20 protein-coding genes are annotated in these 13,860 nt (G+C 66.3%); 12 read left to right on the top strand and 8 right to left on the bottom strand.

Annotated features, from left to right (window positions below; genetic code table 11):
* The first annotated feature begins 62 nt into the window (after nt 1-62).
* Nucleotides 63-734 (top strand): potassium channel family protein, encoded by a 672-nt coding sequence (locus tag H0P51_RS11145; RefSeq protein WP_180918094.1) that lies wholly within the window; start codon nt 63-65, stop codon nt 732-734.
* A gap of 52 nt (nt 735-786) precedes the next feature.
* Nucleotides 787-1,455 (top strand): potassium channel family protein, encoded by a 669-nt coding sequence (locus H0P51_RS11140; protein ID WP_180918092.1) that lies wholly within the window; start codon nt 787-789, stop codon nt 1,453-1,455.
* Here H0P51_RS11140 and H0P51_RS11135 read toward each other — a convergent pair.
* Together H0P51_RS11135 and H0P51_RS11130 are read right to left on the bottom strand one after the other, a co-directional pair.
* Nucleotides 1,452-2,114: a DUF3159 domain-containing protein gene (locus H0P51_RS11135; RefSeq protein ID WP_180918090.1), complete on the bottom strand. Its 663-nt coding sequence runs from the start codon at nt 2,112-2,114 to the stop codon at nt 1,452-1,454. The two genes, H0P51_RS11140 and H0P51_RS11135, sit on opposite strands and share 4 nt — an antisense overlap.
* A 33-nt stretch (nt 2,115-2,147) precedes the next feature.
* Nucleotides 2,148-2,516, bottom strand: a complete 369-nt coding sequence (locus H0P51_RS11130) for an OB-fold nucleic acid binding domain-containing protein (RefSeq protein ID WP_180918088.1) — start codon at nt 2,514-2,516, stop codon at nt 2,148-2,150.
* A gap of 155 nt (nt 2,517-2,671) precedes the next feature.
* Here H0P51_RS11130 and H0P51_RS11125 point away from each other — a divergent pair, with 155 nt between their 5' ends.
* Complete coding sequence (locus H0P51_RS11125; RefSeq protein ID WP_180918086.1) at nt 2,672-3,373, top strand: alpha/beta fold hydrolase; 702 nt, start codon at nt 2,672-2,674, stop codon at nt 3,371-3,373.
* On the opposite strand, the gene H0P51_RS11120 is transcribed toward H0P51_RS11125, so the two are convergent.
* Nucleotides 3,370-4,140, bottom strand: coding sequence for a DUF3710 domain-containing protein (locus tag H0P51_RS11120; RefSeq protein WP_180918084.1), 771 nt, complete (start codon nt 4,138-4,140; stop codon nt 3,370-3,372). The genes H0P51_RS11125 and H0P51_RS11120 overlap by 4 nt on opposite strands.
* 42 nt (nt 4,141-4,182) lie before the next feature.
* Nucleotides 4,183-4,647: a dUTP diphosphatase gene (gene dut / locus H0P51_RS11115; protein ID WP_180918082.1), complete on the bottom strand. Its 465-nt coding sequence runs from the start codon at nt 4,645-4,647 to the stop codon at nt 4,183-4,185.
* A gap of 25 nt (nt 4,648-4,672) precedes the next feature.
* Between dut and H0P51_RS11110 the strand changes: the two genes are divergently transcribed.
* On the top strand, nt 4,673-5,152 hold the full coding sequence (locus H0P51_RS11110) for a DUF3093 domain-containing protein (RefSeq protein ID WP_180918080.1): 480 nt from the start codon (nt 4,673-4,675) through the stop codon (nt 5,150-5,152).
* Nucleotides 5,153-5,160: 8 nt separating this feature from the next.
* Here H0P51_RS11110 and H0P51_RS11105 read toward each other — a convergent pair whose 3' ends face one another.
* Nucleotides 5,161-5,463: a DUF4193 domain-containing protein gene (locus tag H0P51_RS11105; RefSeq protein WP_065158606.1), complete on the bottom strand. Its 303-nt coding sequence runs from the start codon at nt 5,461-5,463 to the stop codon at nt 5,161-5,163.
* A gap of 199 nt (nt 5,464-5,662) precedes the next feature.
* Here H0P51_RS11105 and cei point away from each other — a divergent pair, with 199 nt between their 5' ends.
* On the top strand, nt 5,663-6,316 hold the full coding sequence (gene cei, locus H0P51_RS11100; protein ID WP_180918078.1) for an envelope integrity protein Cei: 654 nt from the start codon (nt 5,663-5,665) through the stop codon (nt 6,314-6,316).
* Nucleotides 6,317-6,320: 4 nt separating this feature from the next.
* Here cei and H0P51_RS11095 read toward each other — a convergent pair whose 3' ends face one another.
* A complete protein-coding gene (locus tag H0P51_RS11095) occupies nt 6,321-7,205 on the bottom strand; it encodes an inositol monophosphatase family protein (protein ID WP_180918077.1) in 885 nt (294 codons plus the stop codon).
* A gap of 114 nt (nt 7,206-7,319) precedes the next feature.
* Between H0P51_RS11095 and ppgK the strand changes: the two genes are divergently transcribed.
* The 3 genes from ppgK (at nt 7,320) to H0P51_RS11080 (ending at nt 10,220) form a co-directional block, all read left to right on the top strand.
* Nucleotides 7,320-8,126: a polyphosphate--glucose phosphotransferase gene (gene ppgK / locus H0P51_RS11090; protein WP_180918075.1), complete on the top strand. Its 807-nt coding sequence runs from the start codon at nt 7,320-7,322 to the stop codon at nt 8,124-8,126.
* Between the two features lie 175 nt (nt 8,127-8,301).
* Nucleotides 8,302-9,789: an RNA polymerase sigma factor gene (locus tag H0P51_RS11085; RefSeq protein ID WP_180918073.1), complete on the top strand. Its 1,488-nt coding sequence runs from the start codon at nt 8,302-8,304 to the stop codon at nt 9,787-9,789.
* 29 nt (nt 9,790-9,818) lie between these two features.
* Nucleotides 9,819-10,220, top strand: coding sequence for a RidA family protein (locus H0P51_RS11080; protein WP_180918071.1), 402 nt, complete (start codon nt 9,819-9,821; stop codon nt 10,218-10,220).
* On the opposite strand, the gene H0P51_RS11075 is transcribed toward H0P51_RS11080, so the two are convergent.
* Nucleotides 10,175-10,540, bottom strand: a complete 366-nt coding sequence (locus tag H0P51_RS11075; RefSeq protein WP_180918069.1) for a DUF952 domain-containing protein — start codon at nt 10,538-10,540, stop codon at nt 10,175-10,177. The genes H0P51_RS11080 and H0P51_RS11075 overlap by 46 nt on opposite strands.
* A 126-nt stretch (nt 10,541-10,666) precedes the next feature.
* Between H0P51_RS11075 and H0P51_RS11070 the strand changes: the two genes are divergently transcribed.
* Together H0P51_RS11070 and H0P51_RS11065 are read left to right on the top strand one after the other, a co-directional pair.
* A complete protein-coding gene (locus tag H0P51_RS11070) occupies nt 10,667-10,852 on the top strand; it encodes a DUF7455 domain-containing protein (protein WP_180918068.1) in 186 nt (61 codons plus the stop codon).
* 64 nt (nt 10,853-10,916) lie between these two features.
* Nucleotides 10,917-11,918, top strand: coding sequence for a YihY/virulence factor BrkB family protein (locus tag H0P51_RS11065; protein WP_180918066.1), 1,002 nt, complete (start codon nt 10,917-10,919; stop codon nt 11,916-11,918).
* Here the strand turns inward: H0P51_RS11065 and H0P51_RS11060 are convergent, their stop codons facing one another.
* Nucleotides 11,919-12,158, bottom strand: coding sequence for a DUF3039 domain-containing protein (locus tag H0P51_RS11060; RefSeq protein WP_180918064.1), 240 nt, complete (start codon nt 12,156-12,158; stop codon nt 11,919-11,921).
* A 58-nt stretch (nt 12,159-12,216) separates the two neighbouring features.
* On the opposite strand from H0P51_RS11060, the gene H0P51_RS11055 reads away from it, so the two are divergent.
* Together H0P51_RS11055 and sigB are read left to right on the top strand one after the other, a co-directional pair.
* Entirely contained in the window at nt 12,217-12,627 is a 411-nt protein-coding gene (locus H0P51_RS11055; protein ID WP_180918888.1) for a DUF3099 domain-containing protein, read from the top strand.
* Nucleotides 12,628-12,773: 146 nt separating this feature from the next.
* A complete protein-coding gene (sigB, locus tag H0P51_RS11050) occupies nt 12,774-13,745 on the top strand; it encodes a sigma-70 family RNA polymerase sigma factor SigB (RefSeq protein WP_180918062.1) in 972 nt (323 codons plus the stop codon).
* Nucleotides 13,746-13,860: the final 115 nt, after the last annotated feature.

Genomic DNA, 13,860 nt, shown 5'->3' with positions numbered 1-13,860 from the left:
CACGCGACGTTGCCGGTAGCGTTTGCTTGCGACGCGCAGGACACAACCGAAAGGACCTCCAATTGCGGGTGGTTGTGATGGGGTGCGGCCGAGTCGGTTCTTCGGTGGCCGACGGACTGTCGCGAATCGGCCATGACGTCGCGGTAATTGATCGTGACAGCGCCGCTTTCAACCGGCTTAGCCCCGAGTTCGCCGGCGACCGGGTGCTCGGCCAGGGCTTCGACCGGGACGTGCTGTTGCGTGCGGGCATCGAAGAGGCTGACGCCTTCGCCGCGGTGTCCTCAGGTGACAACTCCAACATCATCTCGGCCCGGCTGGCCCGTGAGACCTTCGGCGTGCGCCGCGTCGTCGCCCGCATCTACGACGCCAAACGCGCCGAGGTCTACGAACGTCTGGGAATCCCGACGATCGCCACCGTGCCGTGGACCACGGATCGCCTGCTCAACGCGCTGACTCAGGAGACCGAGACCGCCAAGTGGCGAGATCCGACCGGTACCGTCGCTGTCGCACAGGTGGTGCTGCACGAGGACTGGGTCGGCTACCGCGCCACCGATCTGGAGCAGGCCACCGGCGCGCGGGTCGCATTCCTGATCCGGTTCGGAACCGGCATCCTGCCCGAGCCCAAAACGGTCCTGCAGGCCGGCGATCAGGTCTACGTCGCGGCGATATCCGGCCGCGTCGCCGAAGCCCTCGCCATCGCGGCGCTGCCGCCGAGCGAGGACTTGGACAAGTGAAACCCCGCAACGACGAAGACACCGGCGCAGCCGGGGTCGAGGAGTGGCGCCAATGAAAGTCGCTGTGGCGGGGGCCGGCGCCGTTGGCCGCTCGGTGGCCCGCGAACTCGTCGCGAACGCTCACGACGTCACGTTGATCGAGCGCAACCCCGATCATCTCGACACCGACGCCATCCCGGCTGCGCACTGGCTACTGGGTGACGCCTGCGAACTGAGCCTGCTCGAACAGGTACACCTCGAGGAATTCGACGTCGTCGTCGCGGCCACCGGCGACGACAAGGTCAACGTGGTGCTCAGCCTGCTGGCCAAGACCGAGTTCGCGGTTCCGCGGGTGGTGGCCCGGGTCAACGACCCACGCAACGAATGGCTGTTCACCGACGCTTGGGGCGTCGACGTGGCGGTGTCCACGCCGCGCATGCTGGCTTCACTGATCGAAGAGGCGGTAGCCGTCGGCGACCTCGTGCGCCTGATGGAATTCCGTAAGGGCCAAGCAAATCTGGTCGAGATCACGCTTCCCGACGACACTCCCTGGGGCGGCAAGCCGGTGCGCAAGCTGCAACTGCCCCGCGATGTCTCGCTGGTGACCATTCTGCGTGGACCGCGGGTAATCGTGCCCGAGGGCGACGAACCGCTCGAAGGCGGCGATGAGCTGCTGTTCGTCGCGGTCACCGAGTCCGAAGAAGACTTGCGCTCGCTGCTGCTTCCGCCGACCTCGGACTAGTCGAGCACCGACTCGTCTTCGGCGCCGACCGCGGCGCGCTCGGAAGCGGCAAGGCCGTCGCCGGTGGCGCGCATCACGGCCTTGATCGCCGCGTACGTCACCAGGGCCGCCAGCCCGGTCAGCGGCCAGCCCATTGCGATCCGGGCCGCACCGAGCAGGCCGGTCCTGCCCAGCTCGTACAGGTGCCCCTGAACCGCGAATCGCGCCGCAAACACCAGGGTCCAGCACAGTGTCGCCAAATCGAACGCGTAGACCGCCCGCGACACCTGCCGCCAACTGTTGTCACGCCCACTGGCCCAGCTCCACAGGTAACCCACCACCGGCCGGCGGATCACTATCGAGACCCCGAAGACGAACGCCCACAGCAGCGACGTCCAGATACCGAGCAGGAAGTAGCCCTTGGACTCTCCGACCAAGTAGGCAATCAAAGCGCAAACCGCGACGCCGAAGAATCCCGACACCGCCGGCTGCACCGATTGCCGCCGGATCAATCGCCAGACCATGATCACGGCGGCGGTCCCCAAAGCGGCACCGATCGCCGGCACCAGACCGACCGCGCTGGACACGATGACGAAGACCGCCACCGGCAGTGACGAGTAGATAAGACCGCTGACACCGCCGGCCTGCGCCAGCAGCCGCTCGCCCCGGTTAACGCTCACAGGATTCCGATGCGGGCCAGGATGACAGCCCGGTCACCGCTGGATTTCGTAGTGCGGGTTGTAGATGGCCTTGGTGCCGTTCTCCAGCTTGCCCAGCCGGCCGCGGACACGCAGCGTGCGACCCGAGTCGATGCCCGGGATACGCCGTTGCCCCAGCCACACCAGCGTCACGGTGTCGCTACCGTCGAAGAGTTCGGCGCGGACGCCGCCGGAACATCCCTTGCCATTGGTCTCGACGCTGCGCAGCGTGCCCACCATCGTGACCTCCTGGCCGCGCTGGCAGTCGATGGCACGCTGGGCACCGGTGTTGAGGACCTCGTCGGAGAGTTCTTCGACGTCGCGTTGCTCCGGGTCTTCCGTCAACCGACGGGTGAGCCGGCGTAGATAACCTTGGGCCCCCATGGCCACTCCTGACAAAACTCGACGTCGTTGTGAATGCTCTGTAACAAACAGCATTCCATCATGCAACGGTCACCGTAGACCTGTTGGTTCCCTTCCGCCACACCGATGAAACCACCGATATTCGAGTGCCTGGAGCTACCGGGCAGTATGAGGAGGTGGCTGTCGATCTGCGCGGTGTCACCACCGTGTTGCTACCGGGAACCGGATCCGACGATAACTACGTCTACCGGGCATTTTCCGGTCCATTGGAAGATCTGGGTGCGCTGTTGATCACACCCGCACCGAACCCCGGCCGACTGATCTCCGGCTACCTCGCGGCGCTGGATAACGCGGCGCGCCGTGGCCCCGTCGGCGTCGGCGGAGTCTCCATCGGCGCCGCCGTGGCCGCCGCATGGGCACTGGCCCATCCCGAGTCCACGGTCGCGGTTCTGGCCGCACTGCCGCCCTGGAGCGGCGACTCCACGGCGGCTCCGGCAGCGCACGCTGCGAGATATACGGCTGCGCAGCTGCGTCGCGACGGGCTAGAGACGACGACGGCCCAGATGCGGGCATCCAGCCCGCCCTGGCTGGCCGACGAGCTCGCCCGATCGTGGCGGGCGCAATGGCCCGGCCTTCCCGAGGCCATGGATGAGGCGGCCGCTTACGCGGCACCGTGTCTCGCCGAGTTGAGTCGGCTGACCCCGCCGCTCGGCGTAGCGGCTGCGACGGACGATCCGATTCACCCGCTGCAGGTGGCCGTGGACTGGGTGAGCGCCGCGCCACGGGCGGGGCTGCGCACGGTCACGCTGGACGAGATGGGCGCGGACACGGCCGCGCTAGGCGCCGCCTGCCTGGCCGCGCTGCACGAGGCCGACTAGCCGCCGGTGATGGTGCTGCGCAACTGCTGCATCGCCGATCCGTCGGCGCTACGGCGGGCGACCGGCTCGTCGGTCGGCTGCGGCGCGTCGCCCTGCGCATCGGCCTGCTCGGCAGCCTGCTGGGCGGCCGCGGCCTCCCGCAGTTGCTCCACCATCGGTTCGGGCAGCTGCACCGCCAATGGTGTGCGCACCGGCAGCGGCGTGTCACCGCGACGAACCACGGTGTCTGCCAACGCTTCCCGGGCCTCGTCGGTCAGCGCATCGATGGTCTCGTGCGGCCCGTTGACAACACACCTGATCATCCAGCGGTAGCCGTCCACCCCGATGAAGCGCACCACACCGGACGCGGTGCCGACCACCTCGCGACCCCACGGACCGTCCTTGATGGAGACTTTGGCCGAATCCTTGCGCAGCGACTCGGCGAGTTCGCTGGCTACTTCGCGCCATAGCCCGGGGCTCTTGGGCGCCGCGTAGGCCGCGATGGTGAACCGCCCGTTGGGCGTCACCACCCACACGGCGCTAGGCACGCCGGTCTCGGTCAACTCGACCTGCACCTGCCCAGCCGACGGCATCGGGATCAGCACCGAGCCCAGGTCCAGGCGAGCCGTCTCGGCCGCGGCTGGGTCGTCGAAGTCTTCGATGTCGAATGGACCCTCAAGTTCGGCGTCGCCGTCGTCTGCCTGCAGGGTCGGCGAATCGACCCGCGCAACCGGCTGCTCGCCTGAAGCGCTGTCGTCTTTGCGTGTGCGTCTACCGAATGCTGGCATCAGCGCCGCTCCTTCTCATCGCCTCGCTCCGCATCCCCGGTCTCACAAACTCGCATGTCCGCCGGAGGACCCGTGACCGCCTTCGCCCCGCGACGTCGCGGCGAGCCCGGCCTCGTCGAACGACGAGACCTCCACCAGTTCCACCAACTCGACCCGTTGCACCAGCAGCTGCGCGATGCGGTCGCCACGGTGCACCACGATCGGCGTGGTGGGGTCCAGGTTGATCAGCGCGACCTTGATTTCGCCACGATAGCCCGCATCGATAGTTCCCGGGCTGTTGACGATGGAAAGGCCCACCCGGGACGCCAATCCCGAGCGGGGGTGCACCAGGCCGACCATGCCGAACGGGATGGCGACGGCGACACCAGTCCCGACCAGCGCCCGATGCCCCGGCGCCAGTTCGAGGTTCTCGGCGCTGAACAAGTCCACCCCGGCGTCGCCTTCGTGGGCCCGGCTGGGCAGCGGCAGACCCGGGTCGAGACGGACGATGGCGAGACTGGTCGACACGGGGGCACAGATTACCCTTGACCGCGTGTCCGATACGCGCGACATCGCGCAGCACAGCTTGCGGTATCGCGAGCGGCTCTGGGTGCCCTGGTGGTGGTGGCCCCTCGGATATGGGTTGGCGGCCCTGATCGCGGCGGAAGTCAACGTGGGAGTGCGGGCGCTGCCCGACTGGGTGTCGTTCGCCGTCTTGTTTGCGGTCGCGACCGGCGTGCTGCTGTGGCTTGGTCGGGTCGAGGTTCGCGTCACCGAAGGCACGGACGGGGTTGAGCTGTGGGCCGGCGATGCGCACCTGCCGGTCGCAGTGGTCTGCCGGTCCGCCGAGATTGTCCGTACGGCCAAATCGGCGGCCCTGGGGCGTCAGCTGGATCCGGCCGCATTCGTAGTGCATCGGGCGTGGATCGGCCCGATGGTGCTGCTGGTACTCGACGATCCGGACGATCCGACGCCGTACTGGTTGGTGAGTTGCCGTCACCCCGAGCGGGTGCTGTCGGCGCTGCGAAGCTGACCGCGCGGTCAGGCCGCACAGTCGGTACAGATCATCAGACCGTTCTTCTCGCTGGCCAGACGGCTGCGGTGTTGCACCAAGAAGCAACTCGAGCAGGTGAACTCGTCAGCCTGCTTGGGAACCACGCGCACAGACAGCTCTTCACCGGACAAGTCGGCGCCGGGCAGTTCGAAAGACTCGGCGGATTCCGATTCGTCGACGTCCACCACCGCCGAGGCGGCCTCGTTCCGTCGTGCTTTGAGCTCCTCCAGCGAGTCCTCTGAGACGTCGTCGGTCTCGGTGCGCCGTGGAGCGTCGTAGTCGGTAGGCATCCTCTTCCCCGTCCTATCCCCTCAAAGCTTCAATACCCGCAAAAGTTCAAGCAACGCTTTGTACCAGCGTCGAACGCGTGTACCAAATGATTCGTGCCCGTATTGATAGTGAATTGGCTGTGATTTACGTCACATTGGTGTGTTTGCCCGGCGTGCGCGGCCTCAAAGGGCGCGGTCACGGTGCGATTAGAGTGCACGTGTGGTCGCACACATCACCGAGGGTACCGCCTTCGACAAGCACGGTCGGCCGTTCCGGCGCCGCAACCCCCGCCCGGCCATCATCGTGGTGATCTTCCTGGTCGTGGTCACCGGTGTGGTGTGGACCGTCGCGCTGACCCGCCCCGCCGACGTCCGTGAGGTCGCCGTGTGCAACCCTCCCCCCGAGCCTGCCGGGACGGCGGCGCCCGCCAAGCTGGGTGAGCAGGTGTCGCGGTCGGACATGATCGACGTGGCGCCCGCCAAACTCAGCGACACCAAGGTTCGCGTTCTCAACGCCAGCGGCCGTGGCGGCCAGGCCGGTGATGTCGCCGGGGCCCTGCAGGATCTGGGCTTCGCGCAGCCCACGGCGAGCAACGACCCCATCTATGCCGGCACCCGTCTGACCTGCCAGGGTCAGATTCGGTTCGGCACCGCCGGACAGGCCACCGCGGCCGCGTTGTGGCTGGTTGCGCCGTGCACCGAGCTGTTCCGCGATAGCCGCGGTGACGACTCTGTCGACCTCGCTCTGGGCACCGACTTCACTTCACTGGCACACAACGACGACATTGACGCCGTGCTGGCCACCCTGCGGCCGGGCGCGACCGAACCCGCAGATCGCGCGCTGCTGGCAAAGATCCACTCCACCAGCTGCTGACCGTTCAGTCCAACGCTTCCAACCCACCGGCGTCGCCCAGCGCCGCCAGCAATGCGTCGGCGATTCCCGGCGCGGCGGCCACCACCAGACCGGCACCACGCACGTCGGGCCCGGGCAACACCACCCGCGCGCCGGCTTCCGCGGCGATCAACGCACCTGCGGCCTGATCCCACACCTGCAGGCCATGCTCGTAGAAGGCATCCAGTTGGCCCGCCGCCACCATGCACAGGTCCAGTGCGGCCGAGCCGATGCGCCGCACGTCGCGAACCACCGGCAGCAGCTGGGCCAGCAGCGCCGCCTGCCGGCGGCGGCGTGCCTGCGAGTATCCGAACCCGGTGCCCAACAAGGCCATCGACAGATCTGCGGCGTCCGTACACCGCAACGCGTGCCTGCCGTGCTGGTCGGTGACGTGCGCACCCAGCCCGACCGCCCCCGAATACACCCGTCCAGCAACGACATCGGCGACAGCACCGGCCACCGACACGCCACGGATTTGCGCGCCGACCGACACTGCGTAGGCCGGCAGACCGTAGACGAAATTCACGGTGCCGTCGATCGGATCGAGCACCCAGGTGACCGCGTCGGGACCAGCCGGCGAGCGGCCGGTGGCTTGGACCGGCCCGCCGCCCTCCTCACCCAGGATCGGATCACCGGGCCGAAGCGCAGCCAGCCGGTCGCGCAGCAGACGTTCGGTGTCGGTGTCGACCACGGTGACCGGATCGGTCGGCGTGGTCTTGGCCCGGACGGCAGTGGAATCGACACTGGATCCGGCACGAGTGGCGCCGCCGAACACCTCGACCCGCCGGCGGCGCACAAACGCCGCCGCCTCGGCCGCGAGCTGTTCGGCCACCGCCCGCAGCCCCGCGGGCGCGTTGTCGAGTGGGGTCACCGGTCTATCGCATCACAGGCGGCGGCTCGCGAATGGGCCGATCCCGCTTCACCGCCGGGGCCCCGCAAGCTCGCTATGGTGGGCGCACCACCAAGTCTCATCGAGGAGATCGCGATGACCAGCAGCGTCCCGGGGCCTGACCCGTCGGCCACACCGGCCGGTCACCCAGCGCAGCGCCGAGGGTTCGGCATCGACGTCGGCGGCAGCGGCATCAAGGGCGCGATCGTCGACTTGGAAACCGGACAGATGATCGGCGACCGGATCAAGCTGTCCACTCCGCAACCGGCCACCCCCGCAGCGGTCGCCAAGACCATCGCCGAGGTAGTTAATGGTTTCGGTTGGACCGGCCCGCTGGGAGTGACCTATCCCGGCGTGGTTACCCACGGCATCGTCCAGACTGCGGCAAACGTGGACAAGGCCTGGATCGGGACCAACGCGCGCGACGTGATCAGCGCCGAACTCGACGGTCAAGAAGTCACAATTCTCAATGACGCCGATGCGGCGGGCCTGGCGGAGGAACGCTTCGGCGCCGGTCGGGGGCATGAAGGTCTGGTCGTGCTACTCACCTTCGGAACCGGGATTGGCTCGGCGGTGATCCACAACGGAGTCCTGATCCCCAACACCGAGTTCGGTCACCTCGAGGTCGGTGGGAAGGAGGCCGAGCACCGTGCCGCCTCTTCGGTCAAGGAGAAACACGGGTGGAGCTTTGAGAAGTGGGCCAAGCAGGTGACCAAAGTGTTGGTTGCCATCGAAAACGCGATCTGGCCCGACCTGTTCATCGCCGGCGGCGGGATCAGCCGCAAGGCCGACAAGTGGGTGCATCTGCTGGAAAACCGCACCCCGGTCGTGCCCGCCACCTTGCAGAATGCCGCCGGGATCGTCGGCGCGGCCATGGCGTCGACCAGGGACGTGACGCACTGAATTTTCGCGCTCGGCCAGTGCGAGAGCCGGGTGAAGTTACAATGGTCGTCGGCGGCCGCCCAAACCGATAGCGCGCGATACTCACGCTGATATCAAACGCCGACATTCGACATAACAGACACTTTCGGTCAACCATGCCCAACCACCGGAAGTGCGTCCAACCGAAGGGGTGTATGTGGCAGCGACGAAGGTAACTCCGGCGACCGACGAGCCGGTGAAGCGCACCGCCACGAAGTCTCCAGCTAAGCGCACGGCGGCTAAGGCCGCCCACGGCACTGCCCCGGCGAAGCGGGCAGCGAAAGCCGGCGCGCCCGAGCCTGACGGCGCCGTCGGCGAAGCCCCGAAGAAGGCCCGCGCCAAAGCGGCCGCGAAGGCCCCCTCGGCGCGGGGCGCCGCGAAGCAACCGGCCGACACCTCGGCCGAAGCTGACGTGGCCCTAGACGCCACCGAGGAGCTCGATATCGACGTCGAACCCGGTGAAGACCTTGAAATCGACGCCGCGGACCTCGCTCTCGACGATCTCGACGAAGACGTAGCCGTCGACGCGGACGACACCGATCTCGAGGCGGGCGACGCCGAGGACGCCGAGGCGACGCCATCCGCTGTCGCCGTAGAGGTTGCCGGCGAGGACGAAGAGGAGATCGCCGAACCCACCGAAAAGGACAAGGCATCCGGAGACTTCGTCTGGGACGAAGACGAGTCCGAGGCACTCCGACAAGCACGCAAGGACGCTGAACTCACCGCTTCCGCCGACTCGGTCCGTGCTTACCTCAAGCAGATCGGCAAAGTGGCGCTGCTGAACGCCGAGGAAGAGGTCGAGCTGGCCAAGCGGATCGAAGCCGGCCTGTACGCCACCCAGCTGATGGTGGAACTGACGGACCGGGGTGAGAAGCTGCCCGCCGCGCAGCGCCGCGACATGATGTGGATCTGCCGCGACGGCGACCGCGCGAAAAACCATCTGCTGGAAGCCAACCTGCGTCTGGTGGTGTCGCTCGCCAAGCGTTACACGGGCCGCGGCATGGCCTTCCTGGACCTCATCCAGGAAGGCAACCTCGGCCTGATCCGCGCGGTGGAGAAGTTCGACTACACCAAGGGCTACAAGTTCTCCACCTACGCCACCTGGTGGATTCGTCAGGCCATCACCCGCGCCATGGCCGACCAGGCCCGCACCATCCGAATCCCGGTGCACATGGTCGAGGTGATCAACAAGCTTGGTCGCATCCAGCGCGAGCTGCTGCAGGACCTGGGCCGCGAGCCCACTCCTGAAGAGCTGGCAAAGGAAATGGACATCACCCCGGAGAAGGTGCTGGAAATCCAGCAGTACGCCCGTGAGCCCATCTCGCTGGACCAGACCATCGGTGACGAAGGCGACAGCCAGCTGGGCGACTTCATTGAGGACAGCGAGGCTGTGGTGGCGGTGGACGCGGTCTCGTTCACTCTGCTGCAGGATCAGCTGCAGTCGGTGCTCGACACTTTGTCAGAGCGCGAGGCCGGCGTGGTGCGGTTGCGCTTCGGGCTCACCGACGGTCAGCCGCGCACGCTGGACGAGATCGGTCAGGTGTACGGGGTAACCCGGGAGCGCATCCGCCAGATCGAGTCCAAGACGATGTCGAAGTTGCGTCACCCCAGCCGCTCGCAGGTCCTGCGCGACTACCTGGACTAGCGGGGCCGCCACGGCCGTAGGGTGACGCCATGTCAGCCGCGCGCCGCATGGTCTCGTCGGGCTCCGATTTCGAATCGGCCGTCGGGTATTCGCGCGCGGTGCGCACCGGCCCGCACGTCGCGGTCTCCGGTACCACCGGCAGCGGCGACGACCTGGCAGCCCAGACACGAGATGCTTTGCGCCGCATCGGAGTTGCCCTCGCCGAGGTGGGCGCGACGATGGCTGACGTGGTGCGCACCCGTATCTACGTGACCGACATCTCCCGCTGGCGCGAAGTAGGCGACGTACACGCGGAGATCTTCGGTGCGACCCGTCCGGCCGCCACCATGGTCGAAGTCTCGGCGCTCATAGCCCCGCAAATGCTGGTGGAGATCGAAGCCGACGCCTACGTCTGCAATGGCGGAAACGTCCCGTCGGCCTCGGGCGGGTAAGCGACTACCTGGCGGACGGCTGCTACCGGCAGCGCGCCGTACAGGTGCGGAAAAAGCATCGACTCCGGGTCGCCCGGCACGCCGGTCTCCCACCGCACCGGAGCGGCCAGCGCCGCGGCATCGATGTATAGCAACACCAAGTCCCGGCGACCCGCATAGAGACGGTTCGCCGGGAGGTGCACCTGCTGAGGGGTCGACAGGTGTACGAATGCCGCGGTGCCGGAATCGCCGCCCTCAGGGCGGATCCAGCCACCCTCGCGGGCGTCCGACCACTCCTGCTCAGAGCACAAACGCACCAAAGTTTCGGGGCTCGCAGACATGAGGATTACCCTGCCCGAAACTTGGGCAAATATGCGTGAGAAACGACACACCCAATAACGGTCGGGGAACAAGGCAAAAACTCCGAACGTCTGACAGAGTGAATTTATCGCCAGAACGGAGGAGCCATGAACGCAACTCTGACCAGTCCCGAGCTCACTCGCGCAGACCGCTGCGACCGCTGCGGTGCCGCCGCTCGGGTCCGCGCCAAGCTGCCTTCCGGTGCTGAGCTCCTCTTCTGCCAGCACCACGCCAACAAGCACGAAGCGAAGTTGGCGGAGCTGGCGGCCGTCCTGGAGACCAGCGGGCAGTAATTGCCGACGAACTCACCCAGTGCCAATGCAGCGCAGCGGGCAATCGTGAGTAATGCTGGACGGGATGACCGTCGCGCAAGCTCCTAAGCCTTCCCGCCATCACATTTGGCACCTCAGCAAAAGGACGCTGTCCAAAGCCTGGGATGACTCGATTTTCTCCGAGTCCGCCGAAGCGGGCTTTTGGACTTGTCTCTCCACGCCGCCGCTGCTGCTGGGGATATTGGGGACGCTAGCCTGGGTGGCTCCGTTGTTCGGCGAGGACACGTTGTCGTCCATCATCAAGAGCATCCTGTCGACGGCCCGAAACTTCTTCTCCCCCAACGTGGTCAACGAGATCATCGAGCCCACGATCCGGGACATCACCGCCACCGCCGGCGGCGAGGTGGCCTCGCTGGGATTCCTGATCTCGTTGTGGGCGGGCTCGTCGGCGATTTCGTCGTTCGTGGACGCCATCGTGGACGCTCACGACCAGACGCCGTTGCGCCATCCGGTCCGGCAACGATTCTTCGCGCTGTTCCTCTACATCGTGATGCTGGTTTTCGTGGTGGCGACGGCCCCGGTGGCGGTGGTCGGACCCCGTAAGGTCAGCGAACACATCCCGCTTGGCCTGCAGAATCTGCTGCACTACGGCTACTACCCCGCGCTGATTCTCGGCCTGATGGCCGGCATGACCGTCCTGTACCGGGTGTCACTACCGGTTCCGCTGCCGACGCATCGACTCATACCGGGCACAGTGCTGGCCAGCGTGGTGTTTCTGGTGGCCACCCTTGGGCTGCGGCTCTACCTGCGATGGATCGGCAGCACCGGATACACCTACGGCGCGCTCGCCACACCCATCGCGTTTTTGTTATTCGCCTTCTTCGGCGGCTTCTCGATCATGATCGGCGCCGAACTCAATGCCGCCATCCAGGAGGAGTGGCCGGCACCGGCGACGCATGCACACCGTCTCCGAAAGTGGCTGGTGAGACGGGCGTCGGCCCTTTCCGGCGCGGGGGATGCGGATCCGCCCGCACCCAAGGCACCTGAGGCCAATCCAGATCCCGAACCGGCACAACCGAAAACGTGATCAGCCCTTCTTTAGCCTGTCGTAGATCTGCTTGCAGTCGGGGCAGACGGGCGAACCCGGCTTGGCGGCCTTGGTGACCGGGAATACCTCACCGCACAACGCAACAACGTGGTTGCCCATCACCGCGCTCTCGGCGATCTTGTCCTTCTTGACGTAGTGGAAGTATTTCGGAGTGTCGCTGCCGGTCCCGTCATCGGCGCGTTCATCGGCGTCGGTGCGCTCAATCGTCTGGGTCTCCATGCCTAATATTGTGCATCCTGACCTGCCGGCCGGCACCGGGAAACCACAACCCGCTGCGATGTGCGACAGTGGAGGTATGAAGCGCGGCCCGCAGCTGGGTTTCGACGAAGAGGGCAAACCAGTACTGATCACCGCTGCTGCCACCTCTTACGAGGAGCAGCACCGCGCGCGGGTGCGTAAATACCTGACTTTGATGGCATTCCGGATCCCAGCGCTGCTGTTGGCCGCGTTCGCCTACGGCGCCTGGCACAACGGCCTGATCTGTCTACTGATCGTGGCGGCCTCGATTCCGTTGCCGTGGATGGCGGTTTTGATTGCCAATGACCGCCCGCCTCGCAGCGCCGAAGAACCGCGGCGTTTCGACAACGGGCGGGGGCGAACGCCGCTGTTCCCGACCGCGACGCCACCGGCGCTGGAGCCGCGGCGGCAGACGGAATGGCAGACCATCGAGCCGGACAGTTCCGACTAACCGTCCAGTCGCTCCACTTCTCAGCACATTCTCAGGTCGTCGCCGTATTTCTGCACGTCACAGCGTGTGAGATGGCGACCCCGTGGGAACTCTGCGAGCGGGCTTTTCGTTGACCGCATACAAGACAAGCCAACCGGGAGGGCGCAATGGCCGATGCCACAAAGAGGGCGACCACTAGCCGTATTGACGGCGATCTGGATGCTCAGAGCCCAGCAGCTGACCTAGTGCGCGTGTATTTGAACGGCATCGGTAAGACGGCCCTGCTCAACGCGGCCGACGAAGTTGAATTGGCCAAGCGCATCGAGGCCGGTCTCTACGCCGAGCATTTGCTGGAAACCCGAAAGCGCCTCGGCGAGAATCGGAAACGCGATCTGGCGGCGGTGGTCCGCGATGGCCAAGCTGCGCGTCGTCACCTGCTGGAAGCGAACCTGCGCCTGGTGGTTTCACTGGCCAAGCGCTACACGGGTCGCGGAATGCCGCTGCTGGATCTCATCCAGGAAGGCAACCTGGGCCTGATCAGGGCGATGGAAAAGTTCGACTACACAAAGGGTTTCAAGTTCTCCACGTACGCCACCTGGTGGATCCGCCAGGCGATCACTCGTGGCATGGCCGACCAGAGCCGCACCATCCGGCTGCCCGTGCACCTGGTGGAGCAGGTCAACAAGCTGGCCCGGATCAAGCGTGAGATGCACCAGAACCTGGGACGTGAAGCCACCGATGAGGAACTCGCCACCGAGTCCGGGATCCCGGTCGAGAAGATCAACGATCTCCTCGAGCACAGCCGCGACCCGGTAAGCCTGGACATGCCGGTCGGCTCCGAAGAGGAAGCTCCGCTCGGTGATTTCATCGAGGATGCCGAGGCCATGTCCGCGGAGAACGCGGTCATCGCTGAACTGCTGCACACCGACATCCGCAGTGTGCTGGCCACGCTCGACGAGCGTGAGCATCAGGTGATTCGGCTTCGCTTCGGCCTGGACGACGGACAGCCCCGCACGCTGGACCAGATCGGAAAGTTGTTCGGGCTGTCCCGGGAACGGGTGCGGCAGATCGAGCGCGATGTGATGTGCAAACTGCGCCACGGCGAGCGTGCTGACCGGCTGCGGTCCTACGCCAGCTGAGGCCCCAGCTGAGGCCAATGTCGGAGCAGCCGACGTAATTTGGCAAGCTTTATCGGAGACGGTGTGCCCGCCGCGCGTACGCGGCGGGCATACTGCTGCGGTGGGGCGTTTTGCA

It is taken from the genome of Mycobacterium vicinigordonae (assembly GCF_013466425.1).
Classification (GTDB): domain Bacteria; phylum Actinomycetota; class Actinomycetes; order Mycobacteriales; family Mycobacteriaceae; genus Mycobacterium; species Mycobacterium vicinigordonae.
Note: the sequence above shows the minus strand (reverse complement) of the source record. Positions and strands in the feature narration are given on the sequence as shown.